The organism is Cohnella cholangitidis (assembly GCF_014107495.1).
Taxonomy (GTDB): Bacteria; Bacillota; Bacilli; order Paenibacillales; family Paenibacillaceae; genus Cohnella; species Cohnella cholangitidis.
In genome coordinates this window covers 4,528,720-4,547,600 of sequence record NZ_CP041969.1, presented here as the reverse complement: position 1 = coordinate 4,547,600, position 18,881 = coordinate 4,528,720, and the positions used below count along the sequence as shown (strand labels likewise).

General features: G+C 50.1%; 15 protein-coding genes and 1 pseudogene. 1 reads left to right on the top strand and 15 read right to left on the bottom strand.

Annotation, left to right across the window (positions count from 1 at the left end):
* Nucleotides 1-89: 89 nt before the first annotated feature.
* From FPL14_RS20945 to FPL14_RS20900, 11 genes and pseudogenes are all read right to left on the bottom strand, one after another.
* On the bottom strand, nucleotides 90-881 hold the full coding sequence (locus FPL14_RS20945; RefSeq protein WP_182299579.1) for a sporulation protein: 792 nt from the start codon (nucleotides 879-881) through the stop codon (nucleotides 90-92).
* A gap of 145 nt (nucleotides 882-1,026) precedes the next feature.
* Complete coding sequence (locus FPL14_RS20940; protein ID WP_182304093.1) at nucleotides 1,027-1,824, bottom strand: Nif3-like dinuclear metal center hexameric protein; 798 nt, start codon at nucleotides 1,822-1,824, stop codon at nucleotides 1,027-1,029.
* Nucleotides 1,821-2,186, bottom strand: a complete 366-nt coding sequence (locus FPL14_RS30830) for a polysaccharide deacetylase family protein (protein WP_182299578.1) — start codon at nucleotides 2,184-2,186, stop codon at nucleotides 1,821-1,823. Before FPL14_RS30830 ends, FPL14_RS20940 begins: the two co-directional genes overlap by 4 nt.
* Before the next feature lie 67 nt (nucleotides 2,187-2,253).
* Complete coding sequence (locus FPL14_RS20930; protein WP_182299577.1) at nucleotides 2,254-3,405, bottom strand: family 8 glycosyl hydrolase; 1,152 nt, start codon at nucleotides 3,403-3,405, stop codon at nucleotides 2,254-2,256.
* Nucleotides 3,405-4,340 carry a carbohydrate ABC transporter permease gene (locus FPL14_RS20925; protein WP_182299576.1) on the bottom strand — a complete coding sequence of 312 codons (936 nt, stop codon included), beginning with the start codon at nucleotides 4,338-4,340 and terminating at the stop codon, nucleotides 3,405-3,407. The genes FPL14_RS20930 and FPL14_RS20925 overlap by 1 nt, the downstream gene beginning before the upstream one ends.
* A gap of 55 nt (nucleotides 4,341-4,395) precedes the next feature.
* On the bottom strand, nucleotides 4,396-5,370 hold the full coding sequence (locus FPL14_RS20920) for an ABC transporter permease (protein ID WP_182299575.1): 975 nt from the start codon (nucleotides 5,368-5,370) through the stop codon (nucleotides 4,396-4,398).
* Between the two features lie 110 nt (nucleotides 5,371-5,480).
* On the bottom strand, nucleotides 5,481-7,205 hold the full coding sequence (locus tag FPL14_RS20915; RefSeq protein WP_229263606.1) for a type 2 periplasmic-binding domain-containing protein: 1,725 nt from the start codon (nucleotides 7,203-7,205) through the stop codon (nucleotides 5,481-5,483).
* Between the two features lie 133 nt (nucleotides 7,206-7,338).
* Nucleotides 7,339-9,057: a sensor histidine kinase gene (locus tag FPL14_RS20910; protein ID WP_182304091.1), complete on the bottom strand. Its 1,719-nt coding sequence runs from the start codon at nucleotides 9,055-9,057 to the stop codon at nucleotides 7,339-7,341.
* A 74-nt stretch (nucleotides 9,058-9,131) separates the two neighbouring features.
* Nucleotides 9,132-10,028, bottom strand: a complete 897-nt coding sequence (locus FPL14_RS30605) for a helix-turn-helix domain-containing protein (RefSeq protein ID WP_324617829.1) — start codon at nucleotides 10,026-10,028, stop codon at nucleotides 9,132-9,134.
* Nucleotides 10,029-10,036: 8 nt separating this feature from the next.
* Nucleotides 10,037-10,711, bottom strand: a complete 675-nt coding sequence (locus tag FPL14_RS30600; RefSeq protein ID WP_324617828.1) for a response regulator — start codon at nucleotides 10,709-10,711, stop codon at nucleotides 10,037-10,039.
* A gap of 112 nt (nucleotides 10,712-10,823) precedes the next feature.
* Nucleotides 10,824-12,931: pseudogene (locus FPL14_RS20900) on the bottom strand (glycoside hydrolase family 52 protein).
* Nucleotides 12,932-13,093: 162 nt separating this feature from the next.
* On the opposite strand from FPL14_RS20900, the gene FPL14_RS20895 reads away from it, so the two are divergent.
* Entirely contained in the window at nucleotides 13,094-14,008 is a 915-nt protein-coding gene (locus tag FPL14_RS20895) for an AraC family transcriptional regulator (protein ID WP_182299574.1), read from the top strand.
* A 25-nt stretch (nucleotides 14,009-14,033) separates the two neighbouring features.
* Here FPL14_RS20895 and FPL14_RS20890 read toward each other — a convergent pair whose 3' ends face one another.
* The 4 genes from FPL14_RS20890 to FPL14_RS20875 form a co-directional block, all read right to left on the bottom strand.
* A complete protein-coding gene (locus FPL14_RS20890) occupies nucleotides 14,034-15,563 on the bottom strand; it encodes a cellulase family glycosylhydrolase (protein ID WP_229263605.1) in 1,530 nt (509 codons plus the stop codon).
* 155 nt (nucleotides 15,564-15,718) lie between these two features.
* Entirely contained in the window at nucleotides 15,719-16,483 is a 765-nt protein-coding gene (locus FPL14_RS20885) for a carbohydrate ABC transporter permease (RefSeq protein WP_182299572.1), read from the bottom strand.
* Nucleotides 16,484-16,575: 92 nt separating this feature from the next.
* The gene (locus FPL14_RS20880; RefSeq protein ID WP_182299571.1) at nucleotides 16,576-17,463 is read right to left on the bottom strand and encodes a carbohydrate ABC transporter permease; all 888 of its coding nucleotides are present in this window, start codon (nucleotides 17,461-17,463) and stop codon (nucleotides 16,576-16,578) included.
* A gap of 38 nt (nucleotides 17,464-17,501) precedes the next feature.
* Entirely contained in the window at nucleotides 17,502-18,827 is a 1,326-nt protein-coding gene (locus FPL14_RS20875; protein WP_182299570.1) for an ABC transporter substrate-binding protein, read from the bottom strand.
* Between the last annotated feature and the right edge of the window lie 54 nt (nucleotides 18,828-18,881).

Sequence of the window (18,881 nt, the reverse complement as noted above, 5' to 3'; positions counted from 1 at the left end):
CACCTACCTTTTATCGGATACATAGGAAAGCGAAGTAACATTTAAAATAGAAAAACCCCGGCGCTCGGCAGAGCGGCCGGAGTCGGCCTTTAATATGGCGAATGGGAATGCTTGGAGATAATAGAGTCCAGAATGTCCGCCACCCTGGAATACCCTGCGTTCAAATCGTTCGAGTTCAACGATACCCGAACGAAGCTTTCATCTACGTCCATCGATTCGGCAAGCCTTCCCAGCCAACCCGACGCCTTGCGGTCGATCTGCAGAAGAAGGTCTACGCCGTCCGGGCGAACGTTCAGGAATACGACTTCCAGTTCGTCAAGCTTGCCGCGGTAACGGCCTCCCGTCGGCACCCATTCTTGCTCTTGGATGAATGGCAGAGCCGCCCGCATCCTCGGCGCATACAGAGATTCGATATTTTTGAGCCGGAATCCTAAGCTGTCTACGGCATCCATTACGGTCTTCTGGAATACGGAGGGCGTTACCTGAATGTGGTCCGCATCGGTTGGATCCACCGCGGATTGAATGTCCGCATCCGTTTTGATCCAGACGGGACTTCGTCCGATCGTAAGCGGCGTATTGCCGGGCAACGTGATGGAGAAAGGAATTTCCTTGAACTCTTGAACGCCGATCGATTGCGGCTGGAATACTTGAAAGCGAGCGACTTCTCCGTTCTTATTAAATTTCGAGTCGTCTATCTCTTGGATGTACGTCGTCATTACAGTAAGGTTGATGCCATCGATTTGCTGTTCGACGGATCCGCCTTGGATGCGGATGATCCCGCGAATGACTTCTCCTGGACAATAAGATGATTTCTCGAGCACGGTATCCACTTTCGTCGATCCGATCCCGACACTGGCTAACATTCTTCCGAAAAATGACATCCTCTACATCCCGACCCCTCACAAAAAATGGTAAGCACGCTAGGATATACGTAAGATTCTGACAAAGGATTCACTATTCGAAATAGCTCATGGGGGAACGGTCTATAAAGAGAGTTGCGACATTGGCGCAACTCTCTTTCGCTGACTAAATATAGTGGAATACCGGCTCCACGGGATAGAATTCGACAAGGAAGCCGGGGAATAAGACTCCGAGCCGTTCAGCCAGCAGCTTCATCCCCGGCTGTTCGCTTTCCAAATGGCCGAGCACGAGCAGAGCTTTGCGCCGCGACATATGGATGGCGTCTCGCACATATTCCGGGGTCTCCCATTCCGGCCCTTCTCCGTATAAAACCAAGTCTAAATTATGCCGTTCGAACAAGGGGATCGCAAGCTCGCCTCCCCCTCGATATCCTGCGAGTATCCCGATTCTCTCGCAATTCATCGATGAGTTTCCTGAGGAGCGAAGCACGCCGATACCGAGCTTGTTTTTGACATGCTCGGCGATCTCCCCGACGGTATAAGGAGGAAGGGTGACGATGGTAGCGTGAGGAAGATGCTCCGTTACGAATGCATGCCACCCCAGTTCCAGGATTAATCCCTCTATAATCCCATCCGGTTGATAACGATGCAGGCCATCGTGAAATCGATAGATGGCGAGCCCGCTTCGATCGATAAATTGTTTTTTGGCGACGTATACCGGTTCATTGGCCAGCAACGTTTCCGTGGAGTCGAAATGGCTATAAAACGTGCCTTCGTGAGTAATAATCAAATTGATGCCGCTGCGGTGAGCCTTCTCCAAAACTTGCCGCGTCGCCATGAACGCGACGGCGATTCCCGTGACTACCGTCGTCGGATTGCCGGCGATTAATCGGTCAACGCTGTTCTTGATTGCGCCGACGGGCGCGGTTAGCGCGTCGATGACATCCTGTATCGTGATCGCTATGTGAACCACCAGCCATTCCTATAAGATAACAATCGCGGTTTCTGTCGCACAATACTCTCTGATCGGAAGCAAGCAATTCGCTTACCGTCACGAGCCGATAACCTCTCTCCTCGACTATTCGAAGAAGCCGCCCGAAAGCTTGGAGCGTCTGCGTTCGATCCCCCGTTATAATCCAGATAAGGAGGCCGGAACGTAAGCGGTCTTTTCCCCGTCAACTTATGAATCAAAGCGTCTGTTCTCTTGAGCTCCATTCTGCATTCATCGGGGCTTATGCGCGTAAGATACGGATGGCTGTGCGTATGGTTGCCGATCTCGTGCCCCTGTTCGGCGACGGCTTTGACCACTTCGGGGTTGGCTTGCATTTGTGGCCTTTCAAATCGCAAAGAGCCCCTGGATTACCGGGAACTCCAACACTCTACCGATGTGCGCTCATTGATCCGCGAACCAAATCCGGTAACGTCCGCTCAGCGCCAATAAGCTAAACATGTAAAGACAATTGTCGTAATAGCGTCTATCGCCCGTGCGTACGGGAGTATTCCAGAATAGCTCGACGCTCGGCTTTGCGAATGGACCTTCGGGATAGGCTAGCGATGCCATCGCGTTCGCAGCGACGAGTCCGACCGGATGGAGCGACTTCTCCTCGAACGGCATGCCCGAGACCGAATACCGCCGATAATCGTCAGGGTGCTTATCCGCGAAGAAAGCTTGAATATTCCCGGCTTCCCGCCGCATCCACTCGTTTGTGCCGAACCATTCGGCATCCAACCCCATGTTGGCGGCAACCCGATAAGAATCGCTGAAAAAATGTCCGAATCCTCGTTCATCGTTAGGCGTTCCATCGTAATACGCGTACTCCGGAGCCAGTCCGGTCTCCGGATGGCATGCCAGTTTCAAGTACTCTCTGCTCGCCGTCGCGGCTTCCTGCCAGAACGAATGATCCTCCTCATTCGACCAGAGGGCGAATAGCTCGTAGAAAGCCGGAAGGTGATAGGAGGGATCGGTATATTCGCAATTCGGGATGAATTTAATCAGTTTGTTATGCCGGTTCCACATCGCGTGACCGATCCCGTTCTCGCCCTTATGGATACAGACGCGCAACAGCTCCCGTGCCTTCGCGCCGTAATCAAGTGGCGGCGCACCGTCTCCCCATCTATGCGAAGCAAACAATAGCGCTAGCGCGAAATACTCTTCTCCGTCGGGCGCGGGGCCATGCGCGCGTTTCGAGCCGTCCGTATTGCAAGACCAAGCGAAGTACCCCGCGTTCTCTCCGGTGGACATAAACATATGCTTATACGTCCATCTCCAGAGCCGGTCGAAAACTTCCTTACGGTCAAGCTGTACGGCCATCATCATCCCGTAGGACATGCCTTCCGTCCGGACGTCGTTGTTCCCGGTGTCCAGCATGTAGCCCATGTCTTCGCCGGCAGGATAATAGATTCTCGTGGCCTCGTGCTCTCCGAACAAGAGCTGCCAGGTCTGCTCCACTCTTGCGGCGATATCGTTTTCGTTATACCCGTATTCCTGCAGAAGGTTGCGATAAGTGCCGGTACGATAAGCTCCCTTTTGCCCGTTGTCCCTCATTAACCTTTCACGCCCCCGACCGTCAAGCCTTTGACGAAGTACTTCTGCAAGAACGGATAGACGATGATCATCGGCACGGAGGCTACGATCGTCATCGTTGCGCGGATCGACAAAGGCGTCACCGTGATCGACGATGAGCTCGATGAGATCGCAAACGCGCTTTCCGCGCTTAAGGCCACGCTCGAATTTTGCAGTTTTTTCTGAAGCTCATATTGCAGCGTGCTGAGATCGATATTGGACGAGTTGTACAAATATACGTCAAACCATGAGTTCCATTGATAAACGGCTGTGAACAAAGCAACGGTCGCAAGTACGGGAAGGCAGAGCGGCATCACGATGCTGATAAACGATCTAAAGTCGCCCGCTCCGTCTATTCTTGCGGACTCGATCAAGCTTTCCGGCAATTGTTCGATAAAGGAACGAATGACGATCAAGTTAAATACGCCGATAATTCCGGGCCAAATATAAACCCAGAAGCTATTGATCAATCCCAAATCCCGAATAAGCAAGTAAATCGGAATCAGTCCGCCGTTAACGTAAAGCGTAATAATAAAGGCGAGCGTGACGAATTTACGCAGGACGTATTCTTGCCGGCTGAGCGTGTAAGCGACCATTGCCGAACAGAAAACCGTAACGATCGTGCCGATAACGGTACGAAGGATCGAAATCAGCGTCGCATTGAAAATCTCGGAATCCTTGAACAATTGCCTATAGTTCTCCCACGTGAACTCGCGAGGCAAAAGGTAGATCCCCCCCTTTATCGAATCGGCTGCGGAGTTTAACGAAACGGCGAGCGTATTAATAAACGGGTACAAGGTAACGATCATGAGCAAGGTAAGAAACGTATAATTGCATATATCGAATATTTTATCGCCTAGAGAAGAGTCTCGGGTCGATAACCTTCTTGGCTTTGATGCGCTCGTCAAGTTTGCCATGTTGAAACCCTCCTTACATCTGATCTGTTGAGCGAAGCTCAAGACCGCTCATCGGTTAGAACAATCTGTCTTGTCCCATGCGTTTCGCGATATGATTCGCCGAGAAAAGAAGAACGAAGCTGACTACCGTCTTAAACATGCCTGCCGCAGTCGCAAGCGGGAAGTTGAATTGCTCGAGTCCGTATTTCAGGACGAATATGTCAATGTTTTCGGAATAGTCGACGTTCATGCCGTTGCCGAGCAAATATTGAGGTTCGAATCCCGATTCCATCAAGTTTCCGATATTCAAGATTAACAGTACGATAATAACCGGTCTAATGCCTGGCAGCGTAATATGCCATATCCGTTTCAACCGGCCCGCTCCATCCATTTCCGCCGCTTCATACTGCGCCGGATCGATGGACGTGATCGCTGCCAAATAGACGATCGTATTCCATCCTACATCTTTCCACACCGTACCTGCGCCGAATATTCCCCAGAACCATTCTGCTTTGCCGAGGAATAAAATTTCCTCGCCTTTATCAATGAAGCCGAACCATTTCATCAAGTCGTTTATGACCCCGTCCGGAGCCAGCGTCGTTTGAATAATGCCCGCGGCGACAACCCACGAAATAAAATGCGGCATATAACTGACTGTTTGCACGATGCGTTTAAACGCGAGTTTGCGAACCTCGTTGAGAAGCAGCGCCAGCGTAATGGCGGTAACGAAGCTAAGCACCAGATTAATTGTGCTCATCGCAATTGTATTTCTCAAGACAAGCATAAATTTATCATCTTCAAATAAAAACCGGAAATGCTCCCATCCGACCCATTTTTGCTCGCTGAATTTTACGCCCGGCTGATAATCTTGGAAAGCGATCGTCCAGCCCCACAACGGCACGTATTTAAAGACAAACAGCCAGATGAGAAAAGGAACGGACATCAATACCAAAACCCGTTGTTGAACAAGTTTCTTGAATAACGACTTCAGCCCCGTCGGTTTTTGCTCCAACGCCGGAGGCGATGTTGTGAGCGCGGCTTTATTCTCCATATTTCTCTCTCCTTCTGTCGGGCTAAAGAAACAGGAAGGAAAGGCCGGACTTGAGCGCGGTTCAGCACGTTCAGCCGGCCTTTCGCCTATTTCCTATAAGTTAAAGCCGCTTACTTTGAGATATCCACGATTTTCTTAACTTGTTCCGTGGTCCACTTCTCATAGCCGGCCGTATCCAGCTTGCTGAACTCCTTGATGTATCCGTCCCAATTTTTGTCGAAATCGGCCGAATCTCCGAGAACGATTTTCGGGAAGTACTTCTTAGTGAGTTCCTCTTTCTTGATCTCCCACATTTTCTCAGGCGAGCTTTGATCTTTCGGAATACTCCAAGCCGGGAACCAAGGACGGTCTTCCGGTTTGTCGAAAATCTCGGCATACGTTTTAATGCCGTATTTTCCTAGAATCTCTTTGTCCGCATCCGTCAATCTCAATTCGAATACTTCAGGCTGGAAGCGAACCGACCGCGGATTGCCGTCGGAGAACGTGGACGTCTGATTGTATTGCGGCCAGTCGAAATCGTAATATTTGAAGCCGAATTTCTCGTTGAATTGTTCGTCGATTTTGGCGATCATCTCCGGCGTACGGTAGAAGCGGCCTTGGTCGTTGACTTCGTACGTTTCGCCTTTGACGCCCCAGTTGACCAGAATTTGGTTTTCTTCTTTTAACATGTTGTCGAAGTACTTAATGATACGAACCGGATCTTTCGCGCTTTTCGTGATGCCTATACCGCGGTTACTTGTCCATCCCGGAGGATCCAAGTATTGGTCTTTCGTTCCGTCGAACGTGACCGCCAGAGGGAAGTAAACGTAATCGTCTTGCGCCGGATCTTTTCTCGCCGCGTCTTCCAAAACTAAGCGCGCGGTTTGCGATTGCCAGCCGTAATCGAAGAAGCCTACGACTTTTTTGGAAGACAGCTTCGCGATATACTGATCGTAGTTGTCTACGAAGGAGGATTTGTCGAACAAGCCTTTGGCGTTCAGATCGTTTAGCGTTTTCAGCCAACGTTTCGTATAGTCGGAACCCGAATAATCCTTAGCTTCAAGCGTATTCACGTCAATAGTGACGTTGCCGTCGTTCGGATAACCTGCCAAGTGCATCGGCTGGTTGGCAAGCGCGAAGAATCTCCAGTCATGCGTCAGAGAAAGGAAGCCCGTCAGATCTTCGTCTTTGTGCTTGGCGACGAAGTCTTCGATCAACTTGTTGTATTCGTCCAATGTTTTGATTTTCGGATAGCCCGCTTCCTTCAACACGCGGCGTTGCACCCAGTAAGCGCCTTGGTTGATCTCCGGATCCGGGAAGTATTCCCCGACCTGTGCGGAGAACGGGAGGAAAAGGATTTTGCCGCCGTAATCCGCTCTCATACGCTCGAAATAGGGGCCGTATACGCGTTTAATATTCGGGCCGTATTGTTCGATTAGGTCATCCAGCGGGATAAACGCGTTAGCTTTGATCACTGCCTCGATCGCTTTGTCCGGAAGCAAGACGTCCGGATACTGATCGGATGCGATCATCGTACCGATTTTCGCTTCCAGATCGCCGACCAAATGTTCGATTTTGAAGTTGACGCCGGTCTGATCCTCGAGGATTTTACCGATATTCGTCTCGTTCGTGTTGATGTCCTTCGCTTCGGCAACGCCTTTGAAGAGAGAGAACGTGACTTTCTCAAGCGGTTCCTCCGATGCTGCAGCGCTTTCCGATGCTGCAGGACTGCTGCCGGCTGCCGCGCTTGGCGACGCTTTGTCGTTACCGTTGTTGCCGTTATTGCCATTGGAACAGGCAGCTGCGGTGAACACCATAACGGCGGCCAAGCAGGCAAATAATAGTTTCTTTGCCACGAAATTCGAGCCCCTTTCAAATATACTATGTTTTTTTGTAAGCACTTTCAGTATAGAAGCATTCAGGGGCTTTGTTTACCCGATAAACTATAGTTCATACTTCGAAAATCATATATGTCCGAATTGGAACCCATCATTCGATCGGAATCAGCAGCCTAATATATGTCCCTTGGCCAATAGCGCTGTCGATAATAAGACGGAAACGATCGCCGTATATCAGTTTCAGACGATAAATAACATTTTGTACTCCGATTCGTTCCCCGATCGCTTCCTCGCTCTCCAGGTAACCGTAAAACCGTTTCACTTTCTCTTCGTCCATGCCGACCCCGTTGTCCAGGATTGCGAATACCATGGAATCTTCTTCCCGTTCGACATGAATATCGATTCTGCCTCCGTGCTTGAGCCGCTCGATTCCGTGGATGCAGGCATTTTCCACGAACGGGAGGAACATCATCTTCGGTACGATGCATTTTTTGGCGGAAGGATCGATATGGATCCGATAGTCAAGCCGATCCTCGAACCTATACTTCTGGATTTCCAGGAAACAAAGAATGAATTCCATTTCATCGTCGACCGTCACCCGATCCTTGCTCCAGGTCAACGACGTTCGAAAGATTTTGGCCATATTGGCGATGATTCTCGCCGTTTCGGTTTCGTCCTTGATCACGCTGCGCATCCGGATCGTCTCGAGCGCATTGAACAGAAAATGCGGGTTGATCTGGCTTTGAAGCGCATTCAATTGCGCTTTCCGGCGTTCGAGCTCGAGCGATTTTTTCTGGATATCGGCGACGTACACGTCGTCGATCAACGCTTTCACCTGCAGCGTCATCCGGTTGAACTCGCTCGTTAATTGTCCGATTTCATCGTGATATTCGGCTTCCTTGATCGTGTCGAAATTTTGGTTTTTGACTTTTTTCATATGCCTGAGAATGCGCACTAACCGGACATTCATCGATCCGGTAATCCATAGGATGATCAAGGTCGGAAGGATGATGTCGATGCAGGCCAAATAGATGACGAAATCCCGAGATTCCCGCACTGCCTTCAGCACCTCCTCATCCGAGATCGTGCCGATGATGCGCCAACCTTCCAAATAATTCACGTACTGGTATTTCGTCTCGACTTCGATCACGTTCGACGGGAATTCAAGGGACTGATAGGAAGTCGGTTCTCTTCTCCAATCGACTTGAGGATCGGTCGTATATTCGATTTGTCCTTTCTCGTTAATTAAATAAATATTTCCTTGCAGGTTAAGATTTCGAAATACCTGATTGATCGACGATGTTTTCATTTCGATTTTCATTATTTTGTTCCATTTGTTTTGCGTACTGAAGTAGTCTAATTTTTGAACGATGCTGAACGTATCCCGGACGTCAACCTGGGGGTACGAGTCTTCCTTCGCCGTCCGAACGAAGATAGTATGGGACGATTTATTGGTTTCGAGCGACCGGTACCAAACCGATTGCTTGACTTCATCCGTCAGGTAGCCGATGCCGCCCGAGTGCAGCATGGTGGGATTGTCGACATAGATCTTGATATTTTGAACCGAGGTAAACACGGGAGTATAGCTGTTTAAGATTCTTCTAAAATACGAATCGTAGGCTTCTACGTAATCGGCCGACGTTCCATATTCGTTTTCCAGCAACTGATTCAAGTTATAGTCCGTGTAGAACACCGAAGAGACGCTTGCGGCGTCGTTGATTTTGGTGCTGAATTCGTTTTTGATCTGTTCAACGGTACGCGAAATGTCCTTCATCCGCTGATTTTTGACATTCACGGTCGTCATATGATATAGAATGAGATTCGTCAATACGATAGGTACGAGAACGCAAACGATATAAACGATCAGCATCTTGTTCCGCAAGCGGACGTTGTTGAGATTCAGACTCAGCTTCACAAGGAAAGTCCCCTTTGTCAGAAGTAACGTTACAGCAGCTTATTGCGGTACTCGCTGGGCGTCATATGCTCGATCTTCTCGAATTGGGTGACAAAATAATCCGCGCTGCTAAAGCCGACCTTCTCGGCTACTTCGTAAATGCGAATATCCGACGACTGCCGCAGCAGCTTCTTGGCTTCGTTTACTCGTATTTGCAGTAAAAAATCATTGAAATAAACGCCATAAGTCTTTTTGAACAACTGCCCGAGATAGACCGGATTGATGAAAAAACGCGCGGCAATACTCTTCAGGCTGATGTTGCTCGAATAATTCGTCTCGATGTAGCTGCGGATTTTCTGTATGCCGCCCTTCCCTTGTTCCTTTCTCAGCTCCGCGATACATCGCTGACTCTCTTCGATGAACTCGGAGAACAGTCTTTTCAGCTCGCCGATCGACAGGTTCAGGTCGTGCCAACCGATGATCGGCGCCAAGGATACGAGCGACCGTTCGTCCCCGTCCATGCCGCGAATAGTTTTGGTAACGCCGAGTACGCACTGATGAATGCTCATTTTAACGGATTCGGGAGCATACCGTTTCTCGCGGAAATCGCGGAACAATGCGCCCACGGTCGCTTGCACCGCTTCAGACTGCAATTCTTCGATTTGCTCGATAAACCGATTGAACTCGTCACGATCGATGCCGACGTAATTCAGCCCCTCCGTGCGCACCTTGTCATAGATGATGATGCGGCTGTCGTCATAGACATATTTGTACAACAGCGCTTCCTTGGCGGTCGCGTACGATTGTCGAATGTCTGACAGACAATGGACCGGGGAACCGGTATAGAGAAAAACGCCATCGCCGGCCTCGACGGAAAGCTCTCGACGGAACCTCGCGGCGAACAGTTCGATATCCCCTTCGAACGGCTCCAAAGCGCATTCGGGCACGAGGATGCCTATCCGATTGCGGTGCTCGTGCAGGCAGATCGGCCGATCGCCAGGGTCACGCGGCCCAGTGCCAGCTGAACGAGCTCCTTGAACCGAGCTTGCGACACTTGTTCGCTGGTCGGCCGCCACTGATGGTTGTCGTTCAGTTCCGCGAACATATAGAATAAACGATCGTGTGGCCGAAGCATCAAGCGCCGCTCCCATTCGGCAACGAAAGCGTCGTCCGCCTCGCCGAGAATGAGGGATTCGATCATAGCGCCGGTCAACAGCCGTTCGTTTCGTAAATGCTTCTCACGTTCCCGCTTAAGCCTTTCGTTTAGTTTGAGAAGAGTATGGGTAAATTCGAGCTCGTCGATCGGCTTAAGAATGAAATCGTGAACGCCGTATCGGACCGCTTGCTGAGCGTATTTGAAATCGTTGTAGCCGCTTATGATGATGAACGCCGGTCTAGCGTCTTTTTCCTCGACGATGCGCCGAATAAGCTCTAAACCATCGAGTACGGGCATTCTAATATCGGTTATAACCAGATCCGGCCGAACGCGCCCGATGAGCTCTAGGGCATCCTCGCCGTTATCGGCTTCATCCACTATTCGAAATCCGCAAGCCTCCCAATCGATCAGCTTCTTCAAGCCTTTGCGGGTAAATACTTCGTCGTCAACTAGGATGGCACTATGAAAGTGCATCAATCTTCCCTCCCGTTCGGTGGGTACAATCCGATTTACAAAGGGGCTGCCCCATAAGATCTTTTCCAAGACCAATTGAGGCAGCCCCTTCTTCACTTTCTCTCTTCTTGCTTTACTCCTCCAGCCATAGCACGCTGGTCACGCCCCGCGGATAATACTTGCTTCCGATAATCTCTCCCGAGAGAATTTGATCGCTCCAGCTCCAGTATGACAACTCTGGATGCGTCAGCCATCCGACATGCGCCGCATCGGCTTTAGCGCCGGAATCGCCTAAGGTGACGCCCATGATCTGGCGGGCGATAAACTGGCACAAATAGATTTTGCTAAGCCATGAATTGTTGCTGGTCGAAGAAAGCTTCCATCCTCCGTCTTCGAATAAGCAAACGCCGGGGACGAGAACCGTATCCAAATGGGTTCTCAAAGCATGCAGGTAATCTCCGAAACGGCCGGCCGGGTCGAGAGCTTCCAGGCACCCCGTCGTATAAGGGAAAATAAGCCCTTCGATCGCGGGAATAATGCGGGAATCGTTCCCTTCCCCGATCACCGCGGGAATATAGCCGTTGTCCGTCAATTGAGAAGCAAGAGTTGCCGCGCAACGCTCCGCTTGGCGGCCGGCTTCCTCGGCAAGCTCCTTGAAGTCGCGTTCGATGAACAGCTTTTCCAAAGCTACGTATGCTGCCCAGCATTTTCCGGCCATATAGATGTTGTTCCTGGATTGGCCCAAGGAGACGTCAAGGCTGTCGTACGTCGTAATCTCGGCGCGCCCATCGTGCGGGAGCTGTCCAAGCTCATTAACCCGTTGCGTTTATCCGGTTCGGGGTGATCTCGGTTCAGCATGCTTTGGAAGCAGGCTTCGAGCAGCTCCCAGCGATCGCCGAGCCACTGCTCGTCGCGGGTTTGTTCGACGTACACTGCCGCGCATAGAATCCAGTTCACCAATTGCTCATGCGTCATATGCGAGAAACAGTCGTCGATTCCGAACATTTCGTAGGAAGAATAAGAAGGTCTGGAAAATACGTTTCCGACGCCCATGTCGTGAGTAAAGCTGAGCCCTCCGGGATGCAGTTTCTCGTCTCCCGGGAACCGAACCTCGTCGGTATAACTGTACCTGTACACGAATTGATCCAGCACGTTCTTGACCGTCCAAGGGTTCATCTTCATCTCGAAGAACAATTGATCGACCGTCAGGTCAAACGTATTCATCATCCGGTATTCGCCTTCGTTGACGACCCATACCGGCTTGCCGTTCTTATCGGCCAGCAATTGGGAGTTTCCGTAGTAGCTGCGGAAAGCGTGGCGCATCATGAATTTTTGGTCTTCGCTGAGATTAGCCTCCGCGATTTGATCATCCGAACGCACGCAAGCTTCCGTTAGCTTATCGAATCGAGACAAGGCGTATTGCGCGACATCCTCGATATCGGAGAACAACCGCGTATAATAATAACTCGTCTCCAAACCTGCCGTCGCAACGCCGCCGCGATAGAAACAAATAGCAAAACGCGTCGTCTTGACCTCCCCCGCCGGTACGTCCACGACGACGGTTCCGGTCATTCCGAGACCGAACGTCCAGTTTTCTTTGAGTGCGGCTCCCAGTATTCTTTCCATGCTGAAACCTAAAGCGGAAGTCGCCGCCGGATCGTCCGTCGCGATCGCGGTAAGCAAGCCTTGTCCGAACCCGGTCAGCTTGCCGTCGGTCGTGTCATCCAATCTCCGCATGTTCGAGTAGGGATCGTTGCCCTGGTAGCCGAAAAAAGCTTTACGGCTTTTCGTGCCGGATCGGTTATCGATCGTCAGCTCGGCGAAGACCGCAGGAAGCAAGGCATCCTTGAGTTCCTCATCGGTTGCCGCGACAGGATCGGGTACCGGGCGAACCGGAGAGTACACGCGAAAAGTCAGATCGCCGGCCTGCCAAGTATCCGTGCCGAGCAGGAACTCGCGTTGGATTTCCTCGTCGGAGAACGGGATAATCCGTACGTCGTCCTTGTTGTCGACCGTCTCCTTCTCTACATCGTACCTCTTGCTCTCGTCGATAGCCTTCGCGAAAAACGGAAGAGTTTTATAGCGTTGCGTACCCGCTTCCGACTCTACTCCGATATAGATGTTCTGGTCCGCGGGTTTACCGAGCTCCAAGCCGAGTCCGCCCTTGGCTCCCCGAAAACCGAGAGTAAAGCTGGCGAACGCCCCGATCGGCGAATGGTGGGCGTTATAATATTTGTTCATCCTGTATGCACTCCCCATATGCGAAAAATACGTGCTTTCTCCCCAAATTAACATCACGAACCTCGTTGATCCATGCTCATTTCGCGCCTATTATTTACCCAAATCAAGCCGAGATCAGGTATAATAATAAAGCGGTTACATATAGGAAAGAAGGAATCCGCCATGGATAGCAGCATTCGCACGGGGCAGAAAAACAGCATAACGGAGCAATTTATTCCCGATCTTCGCTCCGCTCACCATATCTCCTTCCTGCACGTCAGGGAAGTGAATTCGGATTGGATTTACCCTTCCCACGAGCACAAGCAATACGAGATCAATTACGTGATGAAGGGCTGCCAGATTATCTCTATCAACGGAAAGTCCTATCGGCAGCAAGCCGGCGACTTCGTGTTGATCCGTCCGGGCGACATTCATTCCAGCAGCGTAGGGTCCGCGGAAGGTTTGACCTATTTGTGCTTGCATTTCGAACTGGACGACCGTCCGCTCTTGCACCTGTTCGGATCAACCCAGCTTTCGCTGATTCCCGGCACCTCCCCGGATGGCAAATCTCTTAAGCCGATACTCGAAGGGCTGGCCCGGTCGGTTACTGCCGAACAACGCTTCGACTTATCTGTACGAGCTCTCGTGCAAGCCTCCTTTTTTCAAATTCTCGCGCAGCTGTGCCTGACGCTGTCAGCCTCGACGGACAATCCGGACGACAAAAGGCTGCCCCATTCGGAGACAGCCTATCGTATCGAATCCTATATTCAGGCAGCGGCCAAACAGCCGGTCTATCACGGACATCCCGACCAGGACCGGCTGCTCGTCGGGCAGATTGCCCGGAAGCTCGGCATAAGCGAATCGCATTGCAATCGATTGTTCAAAAAAGTGTACGGCATCTCGCCCCGGCAGTACTTATCCCGCATGATTCAAGAAGAGGCCATGCGATTGCTGCGGGATACGACGTTAAGCATCGACCATATTTCCAATTTGCTCGGCTATACCGATATCGCCCACTTCAGCCGTCAATTCAAACGGTGGACCGGCGAATCCCCCCGCTCTTACCGGGATCGGCAGACGAGCCATCCATCGCTCTAGCCCGGTTGCAACCCGTCTGTCGTAGTTAGGCATGACCGTTCATTTCATGATCGTATGGGATAACCTCAAGCCACTGTACCCCTATCGCCTTTTCGGTGGCTTTGAGCTCGATGCGATGCAAGCCCGAAGCCGGATAAAATGGAATTTTCGTTCGTTTCGTTTCCCATGAGCCCTCGATTAGTTCTATCGTTTCGATCGGTTCACCGTCAATCGAGACCGAAATCCCCGCTCTTCCTTCAGGGGCGAATGCATGTATAGAGACCACGCAGCTTGAAATATCCGAGAAATCTCCGACTGTAAATTCATAAGCAAGCCAATCATCGGCGGCTAGTTGAACATACATAAGCTCTTCTGCTTTCCAAGGCTCTCCTTTGCCATGCTGGAAGTTAGGAGATTTCCTTGTTCCGTCGACGAATCGGATATCCGTGCCATCCTGACTCCGATATCCGATCGGGTCGTTGTTCCGGTTCTTGATCCCGTAGCTTACGCCCTCTCCTTGATAGCCATAGAAGATGGCCGGGATTCGCGCTTTAGGTCTGCGGAAGAGAGACAAAGCGACCTCCTGTTGATAAACGCATTCCTCGAAAGAAAGATTATGCAAATAGTCCCATAGGATGCGTTCGGAGGTCGCTTTATCCGGTTTACTCCCGCCATTTAAGTAATCGATCAGTTGTTGCCACCCGGAAGGGATAATGACTGAGCATGGGGAATTATCTTTGCCCATTTTCTTCCATGTCCAGAAGTTCCACGAGATGTCGTGATCCTCGAATAACCGGAAGGCTCCCGCATACCACTCTTTATTGTTCTCGCCGCCTTCTCCCATGTAAATCGGTACTTTCCATTCTTCCCGTTTATCCAAATAGGGCTGTATGCTCTCCGTATCCGGATTGTTCCAGTACTTATGGAATTGCAGCATCAGATTGTCGTCGAACCGATCATCGAATATGGACCAGTCCGTGGCCCAATGGGCACCTTCAAGAATAATGATATGACGGTCGTCTACTTCGCGGATGGCTCTCGTAATCTCCCGATACAGCGGCATTATTCGATCGTTATATGCGGAAAACCAATTAGGCAACGGCTCATTCAACAGATCGTAGCCCGCCACGATCCACTCGTCCTTATAACGCTCGGCCAACATTCTCCATAACTCTACGGTTATCCTCTGATTACGCTCGTCGAGAAACAATTCCGGTTGATCGTTCTCCGAATCGTCGATGTTCGTGCCCGTCTGTCCGCCGGGAGCGCCATGAAGATCGAGAATAACGTAAAGCCGATGCTCTCGGCACCAACCAATGACTCTATCTATCAATCCCAGATGCGTCTCGTTATATTGAACGGCTCCCGCATCTCCTTCTTCGATTAAGAATCTAGAGTTAATTGGGACTCGAACCGAATTGAATCCATCCTTAGCGATCTGTTTAATATCCTCTTCATTAATGTAGCGATCATAGTAGATTTCCCAGAATTGCTTAGCCTTCTCTTCCCCGACCAATTCCTTGATCATTCGTTCGATTCGGCGCGGGCGATCCCCTTGGTCCGGCAAAAGCCACATATACCCCTCCGGGAGCATCCAGCTGCCAAACCCGACGCCGCGAAGAAGGATCTCTCGTCCTTCTCCATTGGTCAATTTTGGGCCTGCGGCCTTAAGAAACCCTGTAACCTCATTTTGTCGCGACTGTGCCAACTTAGCTCACTCCTTCGTTCCGCTCACCCTTTGATCGCGCCTTCCGCGATCCCGTTGAGAATGTATTTTTGCAGGATTAAATAGAAAACGACGACCGGAAGCATGGCCAAAATCAAAGACGCCAAAATATTCGACCAATCATTGCTATACTCTCCGAATAGCATGTTCGTCGATAACAGCAGCGTGTAGCGGTCAGAGTCGGTCAACATTAACAACGGCAGCAGAAAATCATTCCATATCCACAACAAGTTCAAGATCGCGATGGTAGCCGTTACGGGAAGCAATAACGGAAAAATGACCGAATAGAAAAGCCTGAATTCTCCGCATCCATCGATGATTGCGGCTTCGTCCAAGTCCCGGGGAATGGATTTCACGAAGCCATGATATAAGAAGATAGCCATGGAAACGCCAAGTCCGATATAGATCATTCCCAAACCATAGATAGACCCTTGGATAGTCAATTCTTTAGATATTTTGACAAGGGTGATCATAATGGAGTGAAACGGAATTAACATGGATAAGATGAAAAGTCCGAATAAAATCGAGCTTAATCTGCCTTTCGTCCGTGAAAGCTTATATCCGGCCATCGAAGCGCACGCAATAATGCCAATCAACCCTACGGCGGCAATTTGAATCGTGTTCCCTAAACTCCGCATAAAATGAATTTTCTCGAAGGCGCTCGAATAATTCGCGAACTGAAACTTGGCGGGAAAAGATAGAATGTTCGTCAACATCTCGCTTTGCGTCTTCACCGAATTCAGAATTCCCATATAGATGGGAAACAGCATGACTATTGCTCCTAGAAGCAGGAAGAGAAAGATGAGAGCAGAGACGGCTATACCGCCTATCCTCGCTCGATTGGCATATCCGCTTTTAGTATTCACGCCTCCACCTCTCTTCTCTTCATGATCCACAATTGGATAACCGTAATGATTAAAACGATTAGAAATAAGATCATGGCTTTCGCGCTGGCATAACCATAACGATTGCTTTGACTAAAGGCTTCTTCGAAAATATTAAGCGCAATGACCTGCGTAGCCCGTCCAGGTCCGCCTCCCGTAAGAGCGAATACGGCTTCGAAAACTTTGAAAGAACTATTCAACGTCACGAACAGGCCGATGGTGACCGCCGGATAGATCATAGGAAGGGTAACATTTCGAAACGTCTGATAAGCATTAGCTCCATCGATCGCCGCCGCTTCTTTTAACTGTTGAGGTACGCCTTGCAGAGCGGCAATATAGATAACCATCAAGTACCCGACCCCGCTCCAAAGGGAGAGAATCAGGATGGTATAGAAAGATAGCCTCGGATCTCCGATCCAAGATTGGTCCAGAAAACCAAAGATCGTATGTTCTGCAATGTAAGGCAAAACCTTAGTAAAGATGAACATCCACATGAATCCGCCTATAATCAAGCTAATCATATTAGGCATAAAGAAGATCGTCCGGAACCAAACCTTGCTGCGTTTGCGCGATTCGATCAATACAGCCAACAAGATTGCCAAAAAATTAGACAGAATAACCATGAAAACAACGTATTTAAGGGTAAACCAGATGGAATCAAGAAAGAAACGATCCTCCGTGAGCGCTTCGATGTAATTGCCGAATCCTACCCTCTCATAGGTAGGATTCAAACCGTTCCAATCCGTTAAGCTGTACCACGCCCCCCCGATCGAGGGGGCGAGTACGAATACGGAATAGAACAGGAGGGCTGGAAAAACGAAGGCTATCAGGATGAGAGTTTTCTTCCTATTTCTTATTAAACTCATACCCTATCACTCCAATGCCGTTTATCCATCGCTCCGATTTACTTAGCTGCGGCCATCACTGCCGCTGCCCACGTTTTATCCATCGTTTTGATAAATTCCTCTTTCGTTAGCGACTTGGCATAATAGCTTTGCAGAAGCTTGGCTTGCTCATCCGTCACCCCGTTCGGAAGCGACAAATCCTGATAGGCCTGCCCATTGGCAACATAAGCCGAAGATTCCTCTACCCATGGACTCACCTTGAACTGGTGAACCGTTGAAATCGGATTGAATTTCAATTGCTCGAACAGCGCGGAGGAATCTTTCTCGTCCAGAATATAGTTAAGCAAATCAAGCGCAACTTCCTTGTTCTTGCTTGAAGGCGATAAGGCCAAAGATGTTGAGGTCGACAGGTTGATCATGGTGTCTTTAGCGTCGTTGCTTACCGGAAGCGCGGCAACGCCGATTTCAAATTCGGGATTTACCTTCAGAATCGCGTCCGCATTCCAAGGCCCTTGAACCCACATAGCCGATTTACCGTTAGCGAAATCCGCTGCCCCGGCTTCGTTGCCGACTTCAAAAGGTTTCTTGGTTCCATTCGCGTTGATCAGATCGATGATGTCGAAGATGGCTTCGACATCCTTATAGGAAGCTTGGCCGGCGTTCATCTTCTCGATCCAATCCGGATGTTTCGAGGATACGATGCCTCCGAGCGACTGCGCGGTCATTAATTGCGGTACCCATGACTCTTGGAAAGCAAGCTGAAAGGGAGCGATATCCGCCGATTTCAATTTCTCGATAACCGCCTTCATTTCGTCTAACGTATTAGGCGGCGTCAAACCATGATCCTTAAACATTTTCTTGTTGTACAAGTAGCCCCAAGTCGAACTTTCCAATGGCAGCACGACGACTTTACCGTCGTAAGTCACCGTTTTCTTAATCGGTTCGAATAAACTCTGTATGGCAGGTTGATCGGTTAGATCGCTTAAGTACCCGGCATTATAGTAAGTCGGGATATCATTCGCATGAATCGTGAACAAATCCGGCGCGTCGTTCGAAGCGAGACGGGTTTGCAGGATTTGTTTGGCTTGGTCGGCATTCGGCATTTCCGTTTTGATGGTTACGTCGATATTTTTCTCCGCCAACTCCTTCGCTTTGAACTGCTCGAAGTATTGTTCGAATTGATCCTTATACTGCGGATAACTCATAAATACATTTAACTCTACCTTTGTTGGCTTTGCCGGTTTTGCCTCGGAAGTACTCGTCTCCGAGCTTGCCGAAGACTGGCTGCCAGCAACCGGATCGGAGTTGCTATTGGCGTTTCCGCACCCGGCGACGACCAATAATAGCATAGCGGCGATAAGACTCAGGCTAACGATTTTCTTCATGGTTCTGCCCCCTCGTATTTAACTTACTTCTCCCTCATTATGGTGGAAGCGCTT

Coding starts and splice junctions, on each gene's coding strand:
- FPL14_RS20890 (WP_229263605.1), bottom strand. CDS start 15,563: ATGTGGCTTTTGCCGGACCAAGGGGATCGCCCGCGCCGAATCGAACGA.
- FPL14_RS30600 (WP_324617828.1), bottom strand. CDS start 10,711: ATGCACTTTCATAGTGCCATCCTAGTTGACGACGAAGTATTTACCCGC.
- FPL14_RS20895 (WP_182299574.1), top strand. CDS start 13,094: ATGGATAGCAGCATTCGCACGGGGCAGAAAAACAGCATAACGGAGCAA.
- FPL14_RS20880 (WP_182299571.1), bottom strand. CDS start 17,463: ATGAGTTTAATAAGAAATAGGAAGAAAACTCTCATCCTGATAGCCTTC.
- FPL14_RS20920 (WP_182299575.1), bottom strand. CDS start 5,370: ATGGAGAATAAAGCCGCGCTCACAACATCGCCTCCGGCGTTGGAGCAA.
- FPL14_RS20925 (WP_182299576.1), bottom strand. CDS start 4,340: ATGGCAAACTTGACGAGCGCATCAAAGCCAAGAAGGTTATCGACCCGA.
- FPL14_RS20930 (WP_182299577.1), bottom strand. CDS start 3,405: ATGAGGGACAACGGGCAAAAGGGAGCTTATCGTACCGGCACTTATCGC.
- FPL14_RS20885 (WP_182299572.1), bottom strand. CDS start 16,483: ATGCTGTTTCCCATCTATATGGGAATTCTGAATTCGGTGAAGACGCAA.
- FPL14_RS20875 (WP_182299570.1), bottom strand. CDS start 18,827: ATGAAGAAAATCGTTAGCCTGAGTCTTATCGCCGCTATGCTATTATTG.
- FPL14_RS20910 (WP_182304091.1), bottom strand. CDS start 9,057: ATGCTGATCGTTTATATCGTTTGCGTTCTCGTACCTATCGTATTGACG.
- FPL14_RS20945 (WP_182299579.1), bottom strand. CDS start 881: ATGTCATTTTTCGGAAGAATGTTAGCCAGTGTCGGGATCGGATCGACG.
- FPL14_RS30830 (WP_182299578.1), bottom strand. CDS start 2,186: ATGCAAGCCAACCCCGAAGTGGTCAAAGCCGTCGCCGAACAGGGGCAC.